An 18,365-nucleotide genomic window follows, 5' to 3' on the forward strand; every position below is an offset into this window, starting at 1 on the left:
GTTGCCAGGCAAATCATTGTATGGATGCGATGAGCCGATATTGAGACCGTGAGGTCTCTTTTTTTATGTCGAAATTTATAGAAAGTGTTTGGAGCTAATGAATCGAGAAGAAATCAAGCAACAGAAATTTTAGCGTTCCTTTTATTTTTTTGAATTATCTATTAAAATAGGAGATATTTAAAGGTATATAAGGTATATGAGGAGAGGACTTAATTGAAATTACCTATCACTCAAAAACTTGATGATTTAATTCGTCATCATGCTATCTCATTACATGTTCCAGGACATAAAAATATGACTATCGGTTATTTAGATGCATTATCTTTGAAAATGGATATGACTGAAATTACGGGTCTAGATGATTTACATCATCCAGAAGATACTATTTTAGAAAGTATGAATCGTGTGAATAAGCATCCCAATTATGATGCTTATTATTTAGTTAATGGTACAACTGCAGGCATTTTATCAGTTATACAAGCATTTGCTCATATAAAAGGTCGTTATTTAATTAGCCGTAATGTACATAAATCAGTTTTTAATGCTTTAGATTTAACTCAACAATCTGCAGATATTTTGCCTATGTATAGAAGTGATAAAAGTTACCAGTATTTAGCACCTTTGATAGATACTAAAATGTTACGACATCAAAAACTCGCTGTAGTTACTTATCCAAATTATTATGGAGAATGCTTTGATATCAATCAGTGTGTTAAACAATTTCACGATTACAATATACCTGTTTTAATTGATGAGGCTCATGGTGCCCATTTTAATTTGAAACACTTTCCTAAATCAGCTTTAGAATCGGAAGCTGACTATGTTGTTCAATCGTATCACAAAACTTTGCCTACACTTACTATGGGATCAGTATTATTTATTCATAAAAATGCACCTTTGAAAGATGAAGTTATTAAATATTTAGGTATTTTTCAAACTTCTAGTCCATCTTATTTAGTAATGTCGAGCATTGAATTAGCGCATCAATTTTATAACTCCTATGACAGTAGTCTCTTTTTCGAAAAAAGAAAACAATTTATTGAAACGTTAAGACAACAGCATTTTGAAGTTATTGAAGTCGAGGATCCATTAAAGCTTATTGTTCGAGCAAATGGGCATACGGGCGTTGAAGTACAACGTTATTTTGAAAAGAATCATATTTATATTGAATTAGCTGATGATTATCAAATACTCATTGTCTTACCATTATGGCATTTTAATGATAGATATCCTTTCGAAACATTACTGCATAGAATAAAAACTATACAATTACCTAAAAAAGCAAAAGAAAAGCTAGAGCCGGTTTTATTGCCGCTAGAGAAAAGTGTTTATGTATCAAAATATATTAATCATGCATATTGGATAAATATTAATAAAGCACAAGATAAAGTATTAGCTCAACATATTGTGCCTTATCCTCCTGGAATTCCTGTGTTTTGGAAAGGAGAAAAAGTGACTAAAAATATGATAAAATTGATGCAATATTATCTTTCACATAGTGTACGTGTTGAAGGTATTAAAAACGATAAAATATTAGTTAAGGATGAATAATATGGCTGCATTTATAACGTTTGAAGGGCCTGAAGGTTCTGGGAAAACTACAGTGTTAAATCAGATTAATAAGTTGTTATCTGAAAATTATAATGTTATTTCTACTCGAGAACCAGGTGGAGTATCTACAGGGGAAGAAATACGTAATATCTTACTAGATGGTGAAAATATTGATATACGTACAGAAGCATTGTTATTTGCAGCATCTAGAAGAGAACATTTGGTTGAAAAAGTGATACCCGCTTTAAAAAATAATAAAGTAGTCTTATGTGATCGATATATTGACAGTTCTTTAGCATATCAAGGGTATGCACGGGGTATAGGTATAGAAGAAGTTAAAAAAATAAATGAATTTGCAATTAATGGACTTTATCCAGACTTAACAATTTATCTTGATATTGATGCTGAAGTGGGGAGAGAACGAATACTAAAAAATCAAAGAAGTCAGAATCGATTAGACAAAGAAACACTAACTTTTCATCAAAAAGTAATTGAGGGGTATAAAACATTAATTAAAACTAATCCTGAGCGTTTTAAAGTAGTTGATGCTACACAAAGCATCGAAAGCGTCATAAGTGATACGTATGAGATCATTTTAAGTTACTTAAAAAACTTATGATATAATAATATAGAGAGGTGTATTAAAATGAAAATGATTATAGCGATCGTTCAAGATCAAGATAGTCAAGAACTTTCAGACCAACTCGTAAAAAATAATTTTAGAGCTACTAAACTAGCAACAACTGGTGGATTCTTAAGAGCAGGAAATACAACATTCTTATGTGGTGTAGATGATGAACGTGTTGATGAAGCGTTAACCGTCATTGATAATACGTGTGGTAATAGAGATCAACTTGTTTCACCAATGACGCCAATGGGTGGTAGTGCAGACTCTTACATACCTTATCCTGTTGAAGTTGAAGTTGGAGGCGCTACAGTATTTGTAATGCCAGTAGAAAAATTCCACAGATTCTAAACTTAATTTAAAATTAAATAAAGTTTTAAAAGATAATTTTCAAAGAGCCTGAAACATATTTTTATGTTATCGGCTCTTTATCATATACATTATAATTAATTGCTGAATGATAAATGCGACTGAAAAATTTAATGATATAATTTTAAAATGAACGATGAATAGGGAGTATGCAAATATGGAGGAATTACAAAAATTAGCTAATGCTTTTCATTCGAATAAATTATCACATGCCTATTTATTTGAAGGTGATGATGCACAATCAATGAAACATGTAGCGATGGAATTTGCACAACTTATTCTTTGTAATGGAAATGAACAATGTGAATTAAAATTGCATAATTTTAATCATCCTGATTTTACATATATATCCTCTGAAGAATCTACTATAAAAAAAGAACAAATTGAACAACTTGTACGCCAAATGAACCAATTACCTATTGAAGGTACATATAAAGTTTATATCATAGAGGACTTTGAAAAGTTAACTGTTCAAGGTGAAAATAGTATCTTAAAATTTTTAGAGGAACCTCCAGAAAATACTATTGCAATTTTAATTTCTACTAAACCAGAACAAATATTAAATACGATTCACTCTAGATGTCAACATATGTATTTTAAACCAAGTGACACATCGCATTTTATCGATAAACTTGTCGATAATGGTATTAATCGGGCTATTGCTGAAATGTTAAGTTCATATACGACACAAATTGAGGTAGCCAAAGACCTTAATGAAGAGTATGATTTAATTGAATTAAGAAAAGTAATCGTTCATTGGTGTGAATTATTATTAACAAATAAACCAATGGCCTTGATTAGTGTGATTGATGTGTTAAAAAATGCTAAAAATCGAAAACTACAACTTCTTACTTTGTCTGTTATCAATGCTTTTTTTGAAGATATGATGCATGCTAAAGTCGGGATTGAGGATAATTTCATTTTTACTGATCTTAAACCACTCATTAAGGAATACACAACACGATTAACACTTAATCAAATGATATTAATGTATGATCAAATTATAGAAGCACATAAAAAATTGATACAGAATGTGAATCCGATGCTCGTATTTGAACAAATCGTAATTAAAGGTGTGAGTTAAATGCCAAATGTAGTAGGTGTGCAATTTCAAAAAGCAGGTAAATTGGAATATTATGCACCGAATGATTTAAAATTAGATAGTGAAGATTGGGTTGTAGTTGAATCTAAGCGAGGCATTGAAATAGGTATAGTAAAGTTGACTTCAAAATGTGTAAATGATGAAGATGTGACATTACCGTTAAAAGATATTCTACGTATTGCAACTGAAGAAGATATACAACAATACAAACAAAATGAAAAAGATGCAGAGCAAGCACTAATTTTATGTAAACAGTTAGTGAAAGATCAAGACTTAGATATGCGCTTAGTGAATTGTGAGTATACTTTAGATAAATCGAAAGTCATTTTTAATTTTACTGCTGATGATCGTATCGATTTTAGAAAGTTAGTGAAAGTATTAGCTCAAAATTTAAGAACACGTATTGAACTTAGACAAATTGGCGTTCGTGATGAAGCAAAACTACTAGGTGGAATTGGACCATGTGGACGTTCATTATGTTGTTCAACATTTTTAGGAGATTTTCAACCGGTATCTATCAAAATGGCAAAAGATCAAAATTTATCATTAAATCCAACTAAGATTTCTGGTGCATGTGGACGTTTAATGTGTTGTCTTAAATATGAAAATGATTATTATGAAGAAGCTCGTGCACAATTACCTGATGTAGGCGATGAAATTCATACACCGGAAGGTACTGGAAAAGTTGTAGGATTAAATATATTAGATATTTCGATGCAAGTGAAGATTGATGGTTTAGAGCAACCTTTAGAATACAAAATGGAGGAATTATCTACATTTAATTAAGGAGAGTGTCTTTCTTTTGAATCGCAATGATTTATTCGAAAAAATCGTAAAATTAGAAAGTAACGTTAATGTATTAACTCAAGAGATGACTGAACTTAAATCTTTAGCTATTCAATTGATAGAAGAAAATGTAACGTTACAAGTAGAGAACGATAATTTAAAAGCGCTAATGGCTAAAAGTGAACAAGATGTTGAATCAACAAAAGCCAATAGTGAAAGTCCACATAATAAAAAATCAAATGAAAATGACTTTAAAAGTGCAATTAAAAATGTAAAAAAACCTTTACCAAGTAAAGACAATTTGGCTGTTTTGTATAGTGAAGGTTTTCATATTTGTAATGGTGAATTATTTGGTAAACATCGTTATGGTGAAGATTGTTTATTATGCATGAATGTTTTAAATAGTTAAATCCATAACGGAGAATGATAAGCGGATGGTATAATCTTAATTTTTAGGAGAGATGAATTTCAACACAATAAAATTTCAGATTTTGTGTTGTGATACATCTCTTTTTTAGGAGATAACATATATGTTGAAGGAACAAGAAAGATTAGATGATTTAATTAAGGAGAACTTAAAGATCATTCAAAATGATGAGGTGTTTTCTTTTTCTACTGATGCACTTTTATTAGCACATTTTACTAAAGTACGAAAAAATGATAGCATTCTAGACTTGTGTGCCGGAAATGGTGTTATTGCTTTATTATTAGCTGCAAAAAGTCATCAAAAAATAGAAAGTATTGAAATCCAAGAACAGTTGGCAGACATGGCTCAACGAAGCTTTAAATATAATCAATTAGAAGAGCGTTTATCTATGCATAATATGGATTTAAAAGATGTGTATCAAACATTTAAACCCTCTCAGTTTACATTAATAACCTGTAACCCACCTTACTTTAAACAGAATCAACTTCATCAACACCAAAAAGAAGCACATAAAATAGCACGACATGAAATTATGTGTAGTTTAGAAGATTGCATGTTTGCAGCACGACATTTATTAAAACAGGGTGGACGTCTAGTTATGGTTCATCGTGCTGAACGACTTATGGATGTATTAACTGAAATGAGACAAGCTAATATTGAACCTAAACGTATTGTATTTATTTATAGTAAGCATGGTAAATCAGCAGTCACTATTGTTGTTGAAGGAAGAAAAAATGGTAATCAAGGTCTAGAGATTGCACCACCATTTTATATTTATAATGAAAATGGCGAATATAGTGAGCAAATGAAAGAGGTTTATTATGGGTAATCACTTTGTATATATCGTACGTTGCAGTGATAACAGTTTATACACCGGGTATACTAATAATATTGAGGTACGTATCAATAAACACAATGCTGGGAAAGGCGCTAAATATACAAAAATAAGACGTCCGGTAGTGTTAGTATATCAAGAAATGTACGACACAAAATCAGAAGCTTTACGCAGAGAATATGAAATTAAGACATTTACAAGACAAAGAAAATTAAAATTGATTGAGGAGGGGTAATATGGCAACTTTATACTTAGTAGGGACACCTATAGGTAATTTAGGTGACATTACATTTCGAGCAATTGAAACATTAAAACAAGTAGATATCATTGCATGTGAAGATACGAGAGTAACTAAAAAGTTATGTAACCACTATGATATTACCACTCTATTAAAATCATATCATGAACATAATAAAGAACAGCAGACAGATTATTTAATTCAATTACTTAAAGAAGAAAATAATATTGCGCTTGTATCAGATGCAGGGTTGCCGTTAATTAGCGATCCAGGATATGAACTTGTTGTTGAAGCACATAAACATAACATTGCTGTAGAAACCATTCCAGGACCTAATGCAGGATTAACTGCACTAATGGCAAGTGGTTTACCTTCATTTACATATACTTTTTTAGGCTTCTTGCCACGAAAAGAAAAAGAAAAAGTGAATATTTTATCTCAACGAATGTATCAAGATAGTACTTTAATTATCTATGAGTCTCCATTTAGAGTGATTGATACCCTAAAAGCGATTATTAAAGTAGATTCAAAAAGACGTGTAGCAGTAGGTCGTGAACTTACTAAAAAATTTGAACAAATTGTTATGCTTGAAGTATCACAATTATTAGAAGCGATTGAAAATCAAGAGATTCCACAAAAGGGAGAATTTGTGATTTTAATTGAGGGTGCCAAAGCTCAAGAAACAAAACAATGGTTTGAAGATGTAACGATTATAGATCATGTTAATCATTATATTGAGACTCAAAATTTAAAACCTAAGAAAGCAATAAAAGTAGTAGCAGAAGAACGACAGATGAAAACAAGTGAGATTTATGATATTTATCATAATATTAAATCGTAAAATTGATAAAATCTTGTATCATAGTGATAGAAAAATACCATAAAATATTAATTTATGGTAATGTTAATAAGATACGATAATGTATATTCTATATGGGTTATAATGAATAAGATAGCTGTTTTATGACAAACGTTATATTAAACATTCATTAGAAAATAATTAAAAATTTAGATAAAATTTAAAGTGAACTAGTCATTAAGACATGAACGAAAGGGAGGACTACTGATGGCGAAAGAAACATTTTATATTACAACCCCTATTTATTATCCTAGTGGTAATCTGCATATTGGTCACGCATATTCTACAGTTGCTGGTGATGTAATTGCACGATATAAACGCATGCAAGGATATGATGTTCGTTACCTTACAGGTACAGACGAACATGGTCAGAAAATCCAAGAAAAAGCGCAAAAAGCAGGAAAAACAGAATTAGAGTATTTAGATGAAATGATTGCTGGAATCAAACGCTTATGGGCTAAATTGGAAATCTCAAATGATGATTTTATTAGAACTACAGAAGAACGTCATAAACAAGTGGTAGAAAAAGTATTTGAACGTTTATTAAAACAAGGTGATATTTATCTTGGTGAATATGAGGGATGGTATTCTGTTCCTGATGAAACGTATTATACTGAATCTCAACTTGTAGACCCTGTTTACGAAAATGGTAAAATCGCAGGCGGTAAAAGTCCAGATTCTGGACATGAAGTTGAATTAGTTAAAGAAGAAAGTTATTTCTTTAATATTAATAAATATACAGATCGTTTATTAGAATTTTACGATGCGAATCCTGATTTTATTCAACCTCCATCTAGAAAAAATGAAATGATTAATAACTTTATTAAACCAGGATTAGAAGACTTAGCAGTTTCACGTACGTCATTTGATTGGGGGGTAAGAGTTCCATCTAACCCTAAACATGTAGTTTATGTATGGATTGATGCTTTAGTAAACTATATTTCTTCTCTTGGATATTTATCAGATGATGATTCATTATTCCAAAAATATTGGCCAGCAGATGTACACTTAATGGCAAAAGAAATTGTTCGTTTCCATTCTATTATTTGGCCTATCTTACTTATGGCTCTTGATTTACCTTTACCGAAAAAAGTATTCGCGCACGGATGGATTTTAATGAAAGATGGAAAAATGAGTAAATCTAAAGGTAATGTAGTAGATCCTAATGTTCTCATTGATCGTTATGGCTTAGATGCTACACGCTATTACTTAATGCGTGAATTACCATTCGGATCTGACGGAGTATTTACTCCGGAGGCATTTGTTGAACGTACTAATTTCGACTTAGCAAATGATTTAGGTAACTTAGTTAACCGTACGATTTCTATGATTAATAAATATTTCCAAGGAGAGCTCCCTGCATACCAAGGACCAAAACATGAATTGGATGAAGATATGGAAGCATTAGCACTTGAAACTGTGAAGAATTTCCATGACAATATGGAAAGTTTCCAATTCTCAGTAGCATTATCTACAGTTTGGAAGTTAATAAGTCGAACAAATAAGTACATCGATGAAACCACTCCATGGGTTTTAGCTAAAGATGAAAGTCAAAAAGATATGTTAGGAAATGTAATGGCACACTTAGTTGAAAATATTCGTTTTGCAACTGTATTATTGCGTCCATTCTTAACACATGCGCCTAAAGAAATTTTTAAACAATTGAATATTAATAATTCAGATTTATACGAATTATCAAGTTTAGAGCATTATGGTGCATTACAAGAACCAATTATGGTTACTGAAAAACCTTCTCCAATCTTCCCAAGATTAGATTCAGAGGATGAAATTGCATTTATTAAAGAATCAATGCAACCACCTAAATCTAGTGAAGATGATAAAGAAGAAGTACCAAGTAAATCGCAAATTGATATTAAAGATTTTGATAAAGTTGAAATTAAAGCTGCAACTGTTATTGATGCAGAAAATGTACCGAAATCAGATAAATTATTAAAAATACAAGTTGATTTAGGAGCAGAACAACGTCAGATTGTTTCAGGTATTGCGAAATTCTATCGTTCAGAAGATATTATTGGCAAAAAAGTGGCTGTTGTAACTAACCTAAAGCCAGCAAAATTAATGGGGCACAAATCTGAAGGTATGATATTATCAGCTGAAAAAGATAAAGTATTAACGTTAGTAAGCTTACCGAGTGCAATTCCAAATGGTGCAATTATAAAATAAATATAGCCGTTAGGAGAGATAAAATGTTAATAGATACACATGTTCATTTAAATGACGAACAATATGATGAAGATTTAAGTGAAGTGATATCTCGTGCAAGAGAAGCGGGCGTTGACCGTATGTTTGTCGTAGGATTTGATACTAAGACAATTGAACGTACTATGGAACTTATTGATGAATATGACTTTATTTATGGTATTATCGGTTGGCATCCTGTAGATGCAATAGATTTTACTGAAGAGCGTTTAGAATGGATTGAATCATTAGCTCAGCATCCTAAAATTATCGGTATTGGAGAAATGGGATTAGATTATCATTGGGATAAATCTCCAGCTGATGTTCAAAAAGAAGTGTTTAGAAAGCAAATTGCTTTAGCTAAACGCGTTAAGTTACCTATTGTCATTCATAATCGTGAAGCAACTCAAGATTGTGTAGATATTTTAATGGAAGAACATGCAGAAGAAGTTGGAGGTATTATGCATAGTTTTAGTGCATCACCTGAAATTGCAGATGTCGTTATTAATAAACTTAATTTCTATGTTTCATTAGGCGGACCAGTCACATTCAAAAATGCAAAACAGCCTAAAGAGGTCGCTAAACATGTTCCAATGGATCGTTTATTAGTTGAAACAGATGCACCTTATTTATCTCCACATCCTTATAGAGGAAAACGTAATGAACCTGAACGTGTCACGCTTGTTGCACAACAAATTGCAGATTTACGTGATATGACATACGAAGAGGTATGCCGTCAAACTACAGAAAATGCAGAAAGATTATTTAATTTAAATTAATAATCCTCAGTATGAGAAAGATGTAAAACATCATCTATCGTAATGCTATCTAATAGTGAATGACGATAATATGTGCATCTTTCTCATTTTTTTATAGTATAACCGTTATAATAGAAATGAGATTAAGTGAAAGGTAATGGTAAATGAATATGAGAATAAATGAATTTATCGTTGTCGAAGGCAGAGATGACACAGAACGAGTTAAGACAGCTGTGGAATGTGATACGATTGAAACAAATGGAAGTGCCATTAATAGAGAAACGTTGGCAGTGATTCAGAATGCTCAAGAAACAAGAGGCGTGATTGTATTAACTGATCCTGACTTTCCAGGTGATAGAATTAGAAATATTATTACTGAACACGTACCGGGAGTTAAACATGCCTATGTCGATCGTGAAAGAGCGAAAAATAATCGTGGAAAAATTGGGATAGAACATACACACCCTGACGATATAAAGACAGCCTTAATGCATGTGAGTTCTCCTTTTGAAGAAGGAGAAGAGTCGATAGATAAAAGTGTATTAATTGATTTAGGTTTAATTATTGGTAAAGATGCGAGACGTAAGAGAGAAATACTTGGACGTAAATTGCATATTGGACATTCTAATGGCAAACAATTACTAAAAAAATTAAATGCTTTTGGTTATACTGAAGAAGACGTACGACGTGCATTATCAATGGATAAGGAGAATAAGTAAAGATGGATAGAAAAGATATAGCTACACCTTCTAGAACAAAAGAACTATTAAATCAATTTGACTTTAATTTTAAGAAAAGCTTAGGTCAAAATTTCTTAGTAGATGTTAATATTATTCATAAAATTATTGATGCAAGTCATATTGATAAGTCGACAGGCATAATTGAAGTGGGTCCTGGTATGGGATCATTAACAGAGCAACTCGCTAAAAGTGCTAAAAAAGTGTTGTCATTTGAAATCGATCAACGTTTAATTCCAGTTTTAAAAGAAACACTTCATCCCTATGACAATGTAACAATTATAAATGAAGATATATTAAAAGCTGATATAGCTACCGCTGTGAACATGTATTTAAATGACTGCGATAAAATTATGGTAGTAGCGAATTTACCCTACTATATTACGACTCCGATTTTACTTAATTTAATGCAACAAGATATCCCCATTGATGGTTATGTAGTGATGATGCAAAAAGAAGTTGGAGAGCGTTTAAATGCAGAAGTAGGTACAAAAGCATATGGTTCTTTATCTATTGTGACTCAATACTATACAGAAACGAGTAAAGTACTCACTGTCCCTAAATCAGTGTTTATGCCGCCACCAAATGTTGACTCGATTGTTGTAAAATTGATGCAAAGAGAGAAGCCTCTTGTTTCAGTAGATGATGAACAAGCTTTCTTTAAACTTGCAAAAGCTGCTTTTGCTCAAAGACGTAAAACGATTAATAATAACTATCAGAATTTCTTTAAAGATGGTAAAAAATATAAATCACAAATTCATCAATGGTTAGAAAATGCAAATATTGATCCTAAACGTCGTGGAGAAACCCTTTCTATACAAGATTTTGCACGATTGTATGAAGAAAAGAAAAATTTCCCAGAATTAGAAAATTAAATTATTGACAAAGTGTCATTACCTTGATAAAATTTAAATTTTATTTGACATATTACTTCGAAATGTGATATTATGTAATCTGTAGCGAGGTGGAGCAATATGCCAAAATCAATTTTGGACATCAAAAATTCTATTGATTGTCATTTAGGAAATCGTATTGTACTTAAAGCCAACGGTGGTCGAAAAAAAACAATCGAACGTTGTGGAGTGTTAAAAGAGACATATCCTTCAGTATTTATTGTTGAATTAGATCAAGATAAGCATAATTTTGAAAGAGTGTCGTATACATATACGGATGTTCTTACAGAGAACGTACAAGTTTCATTTGAAGAAGATAATCATCAAGAAGTAGTTGCACACTAAATTCGAACATATAAATATAGAGTTGTTTAGTGTACTACAAACTCTATCATTAAAAACATATTGGGTGTTGGGCTGTTTAAGTTCAACACTCTTTTTAGTTCTTAATCCCTTTTAATAAAATAATAATTTAAATAAATCAAGATTTGCAGTTGAAATTAAGATCATTTATCTCCTGATTTATTAACTTTTAATTATAATTTATAATGTAACTATCAAATATTTTAAGTCTTTATGTTAAAATCATTTTAATACTATTGATGAAGAGAGGGCGGAAAAATGATATATGAAACGGCACCAGCCAAAATTAATTTGACGCTCGATACACTTTTCAAAAGAAATGATGGTTACCATGAAATTGCTATGATAATGACAACAGTAGATCTGAATGATAGATTGTCTTTTCAGAAAAGAAATGATAATAAAATTGTTGTAGATATAGAACATAACTATGTTACTAATGATCATAAAAATCTCGCCTACCAAGCAGCTAAACTGATGATGGAAACATATCAACTTAAACAAGGCGTCACGATTTCGATTGATAAAGATATTCCGGTTTCTGCTGGATTAGCTGGGGGATCAGCTGATGCTGCTGCTACGATGCGAGGAATTAATCGTTTATATGAATTAGACGCATCTTTAGAAACACTAAGCCAATTAGGCCTTCAAATTGGGACAGATGTTCCATTTTGCATCTATAATAAAACTGCTATATGTGAAGGAAGAGGCGAAAAAATTAAATTTCTAGACAAGCCTCCTTCTGCATGGGTGGTATTAGCAAAACCTAATCTTGGAATATCTTCTCCAGATATTTTTAAAGAACTTAATTTGAAAGATGATTATGATGTACATACAGAAATGTGTGAAGAAGCGATTAGACAGGGGGATTATATGAAATTGTGTAAGAGTTTATCTAATCGTTTAGAAACCGTTTCTATGTCCATGTATCCAGAAATTAAAAAAATTAAAAATAATATGTTGCGTTGTGGTGCTGATGGAGCACTAATGAGTGGGAGTGGACCTACTGTATATGCATTCGCTCAAAAGGAGAGCCAAGCAAAGAAAGTATATAATGCTGTAAATGGCTGTTGTAACGAAGTGTATTTAGTAAGATTATTAGGATAGAAAGGCTGGAACTTATGAGGTATAAAAGAAGTGAACGTATTGTCTTTATGACACAATATTTAATGAACCATCCAAATCAGTTAATTCCATTAACTTTTTTCGTGAAAAAATTTAAACAAGCAAAGTCATCGATTAGTGAAGACGTTCAAATCATCAAAAATACGTTCCAAAAAGAAAAATTAGGAACTGTAATTACAACAGCTGGCGCAAGCGGCGGTGTAACTTATAAACCAATGATGAGCAAAGAAGAAGCAATCGAAATTATAGAAGAGATCATTACGATGCTACAAGAAAAAGAGCGCTTATTACCAGGTGGATATTTATTTTTATCGGATTTAGTTGGGAACCCATCATTACTTAATAAAGTAGGGAAACTCATTGCTAGTATTTACATGGATGAGAAACTAGATGCAGTAGTGACGATCGCAACGAAAGGGATATCACTTGCCAATGCAGTAGCAAACGTATTAAATTTACCTGTAGTAGTTATTAGAAAAGACAATAAAGTTACTGAAGGTTCTACGGTTTCCATTAACTATGTTTCAGGCTCATCAAGAAAAATTGAAACGATGGTCTTATCGAAACGCACATTAGCCGAAAACTCAAATGTGTTAGTTGTAGATGACTTTATGAGAGCAGGCGGTTCAATAAATGGTGTAATGAATCTTATGAATGAGTTTAAAGCAGAGGTGAAAGGGGTATCTGTACTAGTAGAATCAAAAGAAGTAAAACAAAGATTGATTGAGGATTATACTTCTTTAGTCAAATTATCAGATGTTGACGAATATAATCAAGAATTTAAAGTTGAACCTGGTAATATCTTGTCTAAATTTTCTTAAAAGGAGTTATACACCATGAAAACAATTAATACTAATAAAGCACCTGAAGCGTTAGGACCATATTCTCATGCAATGGTCGTGAATAATTTAGTATTCACATCAGGACAAATTCCATTAGATACTGAAGGAAACATCGTAAGTAGCGATGTCAAAGAACAAACAAAACAAGTATTAGAAAATTTATCTGTTGTACTTGAAGAAGCAGGTTCTGATTTAAACTCTGTTGTAAAAGCAACCATTTTTATTTCTGATATGAATGAATTTCAACAAATTAATGAAGTTTATGGTAGCTACTTTAATGAGCATCAACCTGCGCGAAGTTGCGTAGAAGTGTCTCGCTTACCAAAAGACGTTAAAGTTGAAATTGAATTAGTAGGTAAAGTTAAAGGAATATAATTTACTTAATTAACACATTGTCATGCTTCTAACCACACAAAGATATATATACTAGGGGGGCTCACTGCATGAAAGTGACAGATGTAAGACTTAGAAAAATACAAACAGATGGCAGAATGAAAGCACTCGTTTCTATCACATTAGACGAAGCTTTTGTAATTCATGATTTACGCGTAATCGAAGGCAACTCAGGTCTTTTCGTTGCTATGCCAAGCAAACGTACACCAGATGGTGAATTCCGCGATATCGCACATCCAATCAATTCAGAAATGAGACAAGAAATACAGGATGCTGTGATGAAAGTATATGATGAAACTGACGAAGTGATTCCAGATAAAAATGCTTCATCAGACGTAACAGAAGAATCAGACGAAGCTTAAAATAACAAAAAGCAAATCATATTTTTGATAATGCTTATTTTATTAATTATGTAAGCTAAATGACGTGGGCACGAAACTCTAAATTCAAACTTGAATTTTGTTTCGTGCCCATTTTTATTGTTTTATCGATATTTTTTAAAAATTAGATGCATGATGCAAATAATTAAACTCTGTTTACAAAATTTGTTAAATCTTGAAACTATAAGTTAAGTTAAATTATAATTACTTGTGAAGTGCAAATTTTATTGGAGGATTATTATTCATGCAAAGAAATGCAATCATATTAGCAGCTGGAAAAGGAACACGAATGAAATCAAAGAAATATAAAGTGTTACATGAGGTTGCTGGTAAACCAATGGTTGAACATGTACTGACAAATGTTAAAAAAGCGGGCGTAAATCAAATCGTCACTATTGTAGGTCACGGAGCAGAACAAGTAAAAGATACATTAGGTAATCAGTCATTATATAGTTATCAAAATGAACAATTAGGAACTGCACATGCTGTTAAAATGGCAGAAGAACATTTACATACTCAAGAAGGTACAACATTAGTGGTATGTGGAGATACACCACTTATTACTTCAGAAACTTTACAACGTTTAATTGCACACCATGAAGAAACACAAGCACAAGTCACTGTTTTATCGGCTACAGCTCAGACGCCTTTCGGGTATGGGCGAATCGTACGTGATCAAAATCATCGCCTTAATCGTATTGTAGAAGAAAAAGATGCAACAAATGCTCAAAAAGACATCAATGAAATCAGCTCAGGTATATTTGCATTTGATAATAAAACGTTATTCGAAAAACTTAAACAAGTTAAAAATGATAATGCACAGGGTGAATATTATTTACCCGACGTCGTTACTTTAATTTTAGAAGATAATGGCAAAGCAGAAGTGTATCATACTGATGACTTTGATGAAATTATGGGTGTAAATGATCGAATCATGTTAAGTCATGCTGAAAAAGCGTTGCAAAACCGTATTAATCATCATCATATGAGAAATGGTGTTACAATCATTGATCCCAATACTACATTTATAGGTTCAGATGTAGAGATAGGTATGGATACTGTTATTGAACCAGGCGTACGTATCAATGGAAAAACATTCATCGGTGAAGATACACACGTTGGCCAATATTCAGAAATTAACAACAGTCGTATTGGCAACAAAGTTAATATTATACAATCAGTCATCAATGATTCTAGTGTAGGAAATAAGACAAAAATTGGTCCGTTTGCTCAATTAAGACCTGGTTCAAATCTAGGTACTGAAGTTAAAGTAGGTAACTTTGTAGAAGTTAAGAAAGCAGAATTAAAAGATGGTGCAAAAGTATCACACTTAAGTTATATTGGCGATGCGGAAGTTGGTGAACGTACAAATATTGGTTGTGGTTCAATCACTGTTAATTATGATGGAGTCAATAAATTTAAAACAGTCATTGGAAAAGATGCTTTCATTGGTTGTAACACGAATTTGATTGCTCCTGTAACAGTAGGAGATGGCGCTTTAATTGCAGCAGGATCGACAATTACAGATGACATACCTAAAGAAAGCTTAGCATTAGCACGTGCACGTCAAGTAACCAAAGAAGGTTACAATAAAAAATAAAGATTAATATAAGAACAAAAAGACTGTGTCATTTTTCTGTTAAAGGGAATAAATGAATATATAAATATAAAATTTTGAATGTATTACTATTATGCTAAGTTGAATGATACGTAATAAACATATTATTGGTCAGTTTTTAGTGGAATATAGTAAAAATGCTATAATTTTTATATAATAGTATTGTCTAAGTAAAAAATTGGAGGACTATAAATGTTAAATAATGAGTACAAAAATTCGTCTTTAAAGATTTTTTCTTTAAAGGGAAATGAACCATTAGCACAAGAGGTTGCTGATCGTGTAGGAATCGAATTAGGGAAATGTTCTGTTAAACGCTTCAGTGACGGTGAAATTCAAATTAATATTGAAGAAAGTATTCGTGGTTGTGATGTATTTATCATTCAACCGACATCTTATCCAGTTAACTTACATTTAATGGAATTATTAATTATGATTGACGCATGTAAACGTGCCTCTGCAGCAAATATTAATATTGTTGTTCCTTATTATGGTTATGCGCGCCAAGATAGAAAAGCACGTAGTCGTGAACCAATTACTGCAAAATTAGTAGCAAATTTAATTGAAACTGCTGGTGCAAATCGTATGATTGCTTTAGACTTACATGCACCACAAATTCAAGGTTTCTTCGATATTCCAATCGATCACTTAATGGGCGTACCGATTATTGGACAATATTTTGAAAATGATCCTAACATCAACCCAGAAGAATGTGTTGTTGTATCTCCTGATCATGGCGGGGTAACACGCGCACGTAAATTAGCAGACATTTTAAAAACTCCGATTGCTATTATTGATAAACGTCGTCCTAAACCAAATGTGGCAGAAGTGATGAACATCGTTGGTGAAATTGAAGGACGTACAGCTATTATTATCGATGACATTATTGATACGGCAGGAACAATTACTTTAGCTGCTCAAGCATTAAAAGATAAAGGTGCGAAAGATGTATATGCTTGTTGTACACATCCTGTACTCTCAGGTCCTGCAAAAGAACGTATTGAAAATTCAGCGATTAAAGAACTTATTGTTACAAATTCAATCTTACTTGACGATAGTCAAAAACCATCAAACATCAAAGAATTATCTGTAGCTGGTTTAATAGCACAAGCTATTGTTCGTGTATATGAACGTGAGTCAGTAAGTGTATTATTTGACTAAAATTTACAAATGAATTTGACTTATTATTTTTAACCATGTATAATTTATTCGTTCGTGATTTAACGAATAAATAAACACTTGCAAGCAATGTTTAAATTGATGGGCAAGTGAGGAGAAGTTAAGACAATATATTATTATTGTTTCAACTTGAAAATGAAAGGTGGAAATACGAATGGCTTCATTAAAGTCAATCATTCGTCAAGGTAAACAAACTCGTTCTGACCTTAAAAAATTACGTAATACAGGTAAAGTACCTGCTGTTGTTTATGGTTATGGTACTAAAAACACTTCAGTTAAAGTAGATGAAGTTGAATTCATCAAAGTCATCCGTGAAGTTGGACGTAACGGTGTTATTGATTTAGGCGTTGGTTCTAAAACAATTAAAGTTATGGTATCAGATTATCAATTTGATCCACTTAAAAACCAAATTACTCATATCGACTTCTTAGCTATTAACATGACTGAAGAACGTACTGTTGATGTACCAGTTCAATTAGTTGGTGAAGCAGTTGGCGCTAAAGAAGGCGGCGTAGTTGAACAACCATTATTTGATTTACAAATTACAGCAACTCCAGAAAATATCCCAGAATCAATTGAAGTAGATATCACTGATTTACAAATAAATGATAGCTATTCAGTTGGGGATATTAAAGTATCTGGTGATTTCACAATTGAAAACGATCCAGAAGAATCTGTTGTTACAGTAGTTCCTCCAACTGATGAACCTTCTGAAGAAGAAATTGAAGCAATGGAAGGTGAATCAGCAACTGAAGAACCTGAAGTAGCTGGTGAAGACAAAGAAGACGAAGAAAATAAAGACGAAGAATAATTCGTTGATGACTATGTATTCACTTTAAGTGAGAATGTCTTTAATTAAATTGATAGAAAGAGCCTGATACATTTTCATATGTAGAAGGCTTTTTCTTATGTATATCGGACATTTAAAAAATGAATGTTAAAATAAAAGTTGAAGTTTGATAACTTATAAAAGAGTGGGTTACGAAATCATTGAATTTCTTTCCTACTCTCTTTTTGTATTATATTGAGTAATATTATAAAATAAGGAGTAATCGACACATATTAAATTAAATGTTCAAATCAATCAAA

General features: G+C 31.8%; 21 protein-coding genes. All 21 read left to right on the plus strand.

Annotated elements, in window-relative coordinates; genetic code table 11:
* Positions 1-213: 213 nt before the first annotated feature.
* The 21 genes from HMPREF2881_RS00540 to HMPREF2881_RS00640 all read left to right on the plus strand — a co-directional run bounded on the left by HMPREF2881_RS00540 (position 214) and on the right by HMPREF2881_RS00640 (position 18,087).
* A complete protein-coding gene (locus HMPREF2881_RS00540) occupies positions 214-1,551 on the plus strand; it encodes an aminotransferase class V-fold PLP-dependent enzyme (protein WP_002455853.1) in 1,338 nt (445 codons plus the stop codon).
* A gap of 1 nt (position 1,552) precedes the next feature.
* Positions 1,553-2,170, plus strand: a complete 618-nt coding sequence (gene tmk, locus HMPREF2881_RS00545) for a dTMP kinase (protein ID WP_002488165.1) — start codon at positions 1,553-1,555, stop codon at positions 2,168-2,170.
* Positions 2,171-2,197: 27 nt separating this feature from the next.
* Complete coding sequence (locus HMPREF2881_RS00550) at positions 2,198-2,527, plus strand: cyclic-di-AMP receptor (protein WP_002455851.1); 330 nt, start codon at positions 2,198-2,200, stop codon at positions 2,525-2,527.
* A 175-nt stretch (positions 2,528-2,702) separates the two neighbouring features.
* Positions 2,703-3,629 carry a DNA polymerase III subunit delta' C-terminal domain-containing protein gene (locus HMPREF2881_RS00555; RefSeq protein WP_002488164.1) on the plus strand — a complete coding sequence of 309 codons (927 nt, stop codon included), beginning with the start codon at positions 2,703-2,705 and terminating at the stop codon, positions 3,627-3,629.
* On the plus strand, positions 3,630-4,433 hold the full coding sequence (locus HMPREF2881_RS00560) for a PSP1 domain-containing protein (protein ID WP_002449968.1): 804 nt from the start codon (positions 3,630-3,632) through the stop codon (positions 4,431-4,433). It begins immediately after the preceding gene.
* Positions 4,434-4,449: 16 nt separating this feature from the next.
* On the plus strand, positions 4,450-4,842 hold the full coding sequence (gene yabA / locus HMPREF2881_RS00565; protein WP_002455850.1) for a DNA replication initiation control protein YabA: 393 nt from the start codon (positions 4,450-4,452) through the stop codon (positions 4,840-4,842).
* 121 nt (positions 4,843-4,963) lie between these two features.
* The gene (locus HMPREF2881_RS00570) at positions 4,964-5,689 is read left to right on the plus strand and encodes a tRNA1(Val) (adenine(37)-N6)-methyltransferase (RefSeq protein ID WP_002449973.1); all 726 of its coding nucleotides are present in this window, start codon (positions 4,964-4,966) and stop codon (positions 5,687-5,689) included.
* On the plus strand, positions 5,682-5,930 hold the full coding sequence (locus tag HMPREF2881_RS00575) for a GIY-YIG nuclease family protein (RefSeq protein ID WP_002488157.1): 249 nt from the start codon (positions 5,682-5,684) through the stop codon (positions 5,928-5,930). The genes HMPREF2881_RS00570 and HMPREF2881_RS00575 overlap by 8 nt, the downstream gene beginning before the upstream one ends.
* 1 nt (position 5,931) lies before the next feature.
* Positions 5,932-6,774 carry a 16S rRNA (cytidine(1402)-2'-O)-methyltransferase gene (rsmI, locus tag HMPREF2881_RS00580; protein WP_002455848.1) on the plus strand — a complete coding sequence of 281 codons (843 nt, stop codon included), beginning with the start codon at positions 5,932-5,934 and terminating at the stop codon, positions 6,772-6,774.
* 225 nt (positions 6,775-6,999) lie between these two features.
* On the plus strand, positions 7,000-8,976 hold the full coding sequence (metG, locus tag HMPREF2881_RS00585; RefSeq protein WP_002449967.1) for a methionine--tRNA ligase: 1,977 nt from the start codon (positions 7,000-7,002) through the stop codon (positions 8,974-8,976).
* A 23-nt stretch (positions 8,977-8,999) separates the two neighbouring features.
* Positions 9,000-9,770, plus strand: a complete 771-nt coding sequence (locus HMPREF2881_RS00590) for a TatD family hydrolase (protein ID WP_002449955.1) — start codon at positions 9,000-9,002, stop codon at positions 9,768-9,770.
* 149 nt (positions 9,771-9,919) lie between these two features.
* Positions 9,920-10,468: a ribonuclease M5 gene (gene rnmV / locus HMPREF2881_RS00595; protein WP_037555729.1), complete on the plus strand. Its 549-nt coding sequence runs from the start codon at positions 9,920-9,922 to the stop codon at positions 10,466-10,468.
* Between the two features lie 2 nt (positions 10,469-10,470).
* Positions 10,471-11,361 carry a 16S rRNA (adenine(1518)-N(6)/adenine(1519)-N(6))-dimethyltransferase RsmA gene (gene rsmA, locus HMPREF2881_RS00600; protein WP_002455845.1) on the plus strand — a complete coding sequence of 297 codons (891 nt, stop codon included), beginning with the start codon at positions 10,471-10,473 and terminating at the stop codon, positions 11,359-11,361.
* 99 nt (positions 11,362-11,460) lie between these two features.
* Positions 11,461-11,724, plus strand: coding sequence for a biofilm formation stimulator Veg (gene veg, locus HMPREF2881_RS00605; RefSeq protein ID WP_002449940.1), 264 nt, complete (start codon positions 11,461-11,463; stop codon positions 11,722-11,724).
* Positions 11,725-12,000: 276 nt separating this feature from the next.
* Positions 12,001-12,849 carry a 4-(cytidine 5'-diphospho)-2-C-methyl-D-erythritol kinase gene (ispE, locus tag HMPREF2881_RS00610; protein WP_002455844.1) on the plus strand — a complete coding sequence of 283 codons (849 nt, stop codon included), beginning with the start codon at positions 12,001-12,003 and terminating at the stop codon, positions 12,847-12,849.
* A 14-nt stretch (positions 12,850-12,863) separates the two neighbouring features.
* Positions 12,864-13,688: a pur operon repressor gene (gene purR / locus HMPREF2881_RS00615; protein WP_002449943.1), complete on the plus strand. Its 825-nt coding sequence runs from the start codon at positions 12,864-12,866 to the stop codon at positions 13,686-13,688.
* A gap of 15 nt (positions 13,689-13,703) precedes the next feature.
* Positions 13,704-14,084 (plus strand): RidA family protein, encoded by a 381-nt coding sequence (locus HMPREF2881_RS00620; protein ID WP_002449962.1) that lies wholly within the window; start codon positions 13,704-13,706, stop codon positions 14,082-14,084.
* A gap of 68 nt (positions 14,085-14,152) precedes the next feature.
* Entirely contained in the window at positions 14,153-14,464 is a 312-nt protein-coding gene (gene spoVG / locus HMPREF2881_RS00625) for a septation regulator SpoVG (RefSeq protein WP_002449945.1), read from the plus strand.
* A 262-nt stretch (positions 14,465-14,726) separates the two neighbouring features.
* Positions 14,727-16,082 (plus strand): bifunctional UDP-N-acetylglucosamine diphosphorylase/glucosamine-1-phosphate N-acetyltransferase GlmU, encoded by a 1,356-nt coding sequence (glmU, locus tag HMPREF2881_RS00630; RefSeq protein ID WP_002488159.1) that lies wholly within the window; start codon positions 14,727-14,729, stop codon positions 16,080-16,082.
* 210 nt (positions 16,083-16,292) lie between these two features.
* Positions 16,293-17,258 (plus strand): ribose-phosphate diphosphokinase, encoded by a 966-nt coding sequence (locus HMPREF2881_RS00635; RefSeq protein ID WP_002449951.1) that lies wholly within the window; start codon positions 16,293-16,295, stop codon positions 17,256-17,258.
* A 172-nt stretch (positions 17,259-17,430) separates the two neighbouring features.
* Positions 17,431-18,087, plus strand: a complete 657-nt coding sequence (locus HMPREF2881_RS00640; RefSeq protein ID WP_002449971.1) for a 50S ribosomal protein L25/general stress protein Ctc — start codon at positions 17,431-17,433, stop codon at positions 18,085-18,087.
* Positions 18,088-18,365: the final 278 nt, after the last annotated feature.

Source organism: Staphylococcus sp. HMSC057A08 (genome assembly GCF_001812925.1).
Lineage (GTDB): Bacteria > Bacillota > Bacilli > Staphylococcales > Staphylococcaceae > Staphylococcus > Staphylococcus hominis.

Excerpts from the sequence above, each read along its gene's own strand:
- HMPREF2881_RS00560 (WP_002449968.1), top strand. The coding sequence starts at position 3,630 with ATGCCAAATGTAGTAGGTGTGCAATTTCAAAAAGCAGGTAAATTGGAA.
- HMPREF2881_RS00555 (WP_002488164.1), top strand. The coding sequence starts at position 2,703 with ATGGAGGAATTACAAAAATTAGCTAATGCTTTTCATTCGAATAAATTA.
- ispE (WP_002455844.1), top strand. The coding sequence starts at position 12,001 with ATGATATATGAAACGGCACCAGCCAAAATTAATTTGACGCTCGATACA.
- purR (WP_002449943.1), top strand. The coding sequence starts at position 12,864 with ATGAGGTATAAAAGAAGTGAACGTATTGTCTTTATGACACAATATTTA.
- HMPREF2881_RS00635 (WP_002449951.1), top strand. The coding sequence starts at position 16,293 with ATGTTAAATAATGAGTACAAAAATTCGTCTTTAAAGATTTTTTCTTTA.
- veg (WP_002449940.1), top strand. The coding sequence starts at position 11,461 with ATGCCAAAATCAATTTTGGACATCAAAAATTCTATTGATTGTCATTTA.
- HMPREF2881_RS00640 (WP_002449971.1), top strand. The coding sequence starts at position 17,431 with ATGGCTTCATTAAAGTCAATCATTCGTCAAGGTAAACAAACTCGTTCT.
- HMPREF2881_RS00575 (WP_002488157.1), top strand. The coding sequence starts at position 5,682 with ATGGGTAATCACTTTGTATATATCGTACGTTGCAGTGATAACAGTTTA.
- glmU (WP_002488159.1), top strand. The coding sequence starts at position 14,727 with ATGCAAAGAAATGCAATCATATTAGCAGCTGGAAAAGGAACACGAATG.
- HMPREF2881_RS00620 (WP_002449962.1), top strand. The coding sequence starts at position 13,704 with ATGAAAACAATTAATACTAATAAAGCACCTGAAGCGTTAGGACCATAT.
- tmk (WP_002488165.1), top strand. The coding sequence starts at position 1,553 with ATGGCTGCATTTATAACGTTTGAAGGGCCTGAAGGTTCTGGGAAAACT.
- rsmA (WP_002455845.1), top strand. The coding sequence starts at position 10,471 with ATGGATAGAAAAGATATAGCTACACCTTCTAGAACAAAAGAACTATTA.
- rnmV (WP_037555729.1), top strand. The coding sequence starts at position 9,920 with ATGAGAATAAATGAATTTATCGTTGTCGAAGGCAGAGATGACACAGAA.
- metG (WP_002449967.1), top strand. The coding sequence starts at position 7,000 with ATGGCGAAAGAAACATTTTATATTACAACCCCTATTTATTATCCTAGT.
- rsmI (WP_002455848.1), top strand. The coding sequence starts at position 5,932 with ATGGCAACTTTATACTTAGTAGGGACACCTATAGGTAATTTAGGTGAC.
- HMPREF2881_RS00550 (WP_002455851.1), top strand. The coding sequence starts at position 2,198 with ATGAAAATGATTATAGCGATCGTTCAAGATCAAGATAGTCAAGAACTT.
- HMPREF2881_RS00570 (WP_002449973.1), top strand. The coding sequence starts at position 4,964 with ATGTTGAAGGAACAAGAAAGATTAGATGATTTAATTAAGGAGAACTTA.
- HMPREF2881_RS00590 (WP_002449955.1), top strand. The coding sequence starts at position 9,000 with ATGTTAATAGATACACATGTTCATTTAAATGACGAACAATATGATGAA.
- spoVG (WP_002449945.1), top strand. The coding sequence starts at position 14,153 with ATGAAAGTGACAGATGTAAGACTTAGAAAAATACAAACAGATGGCAGA.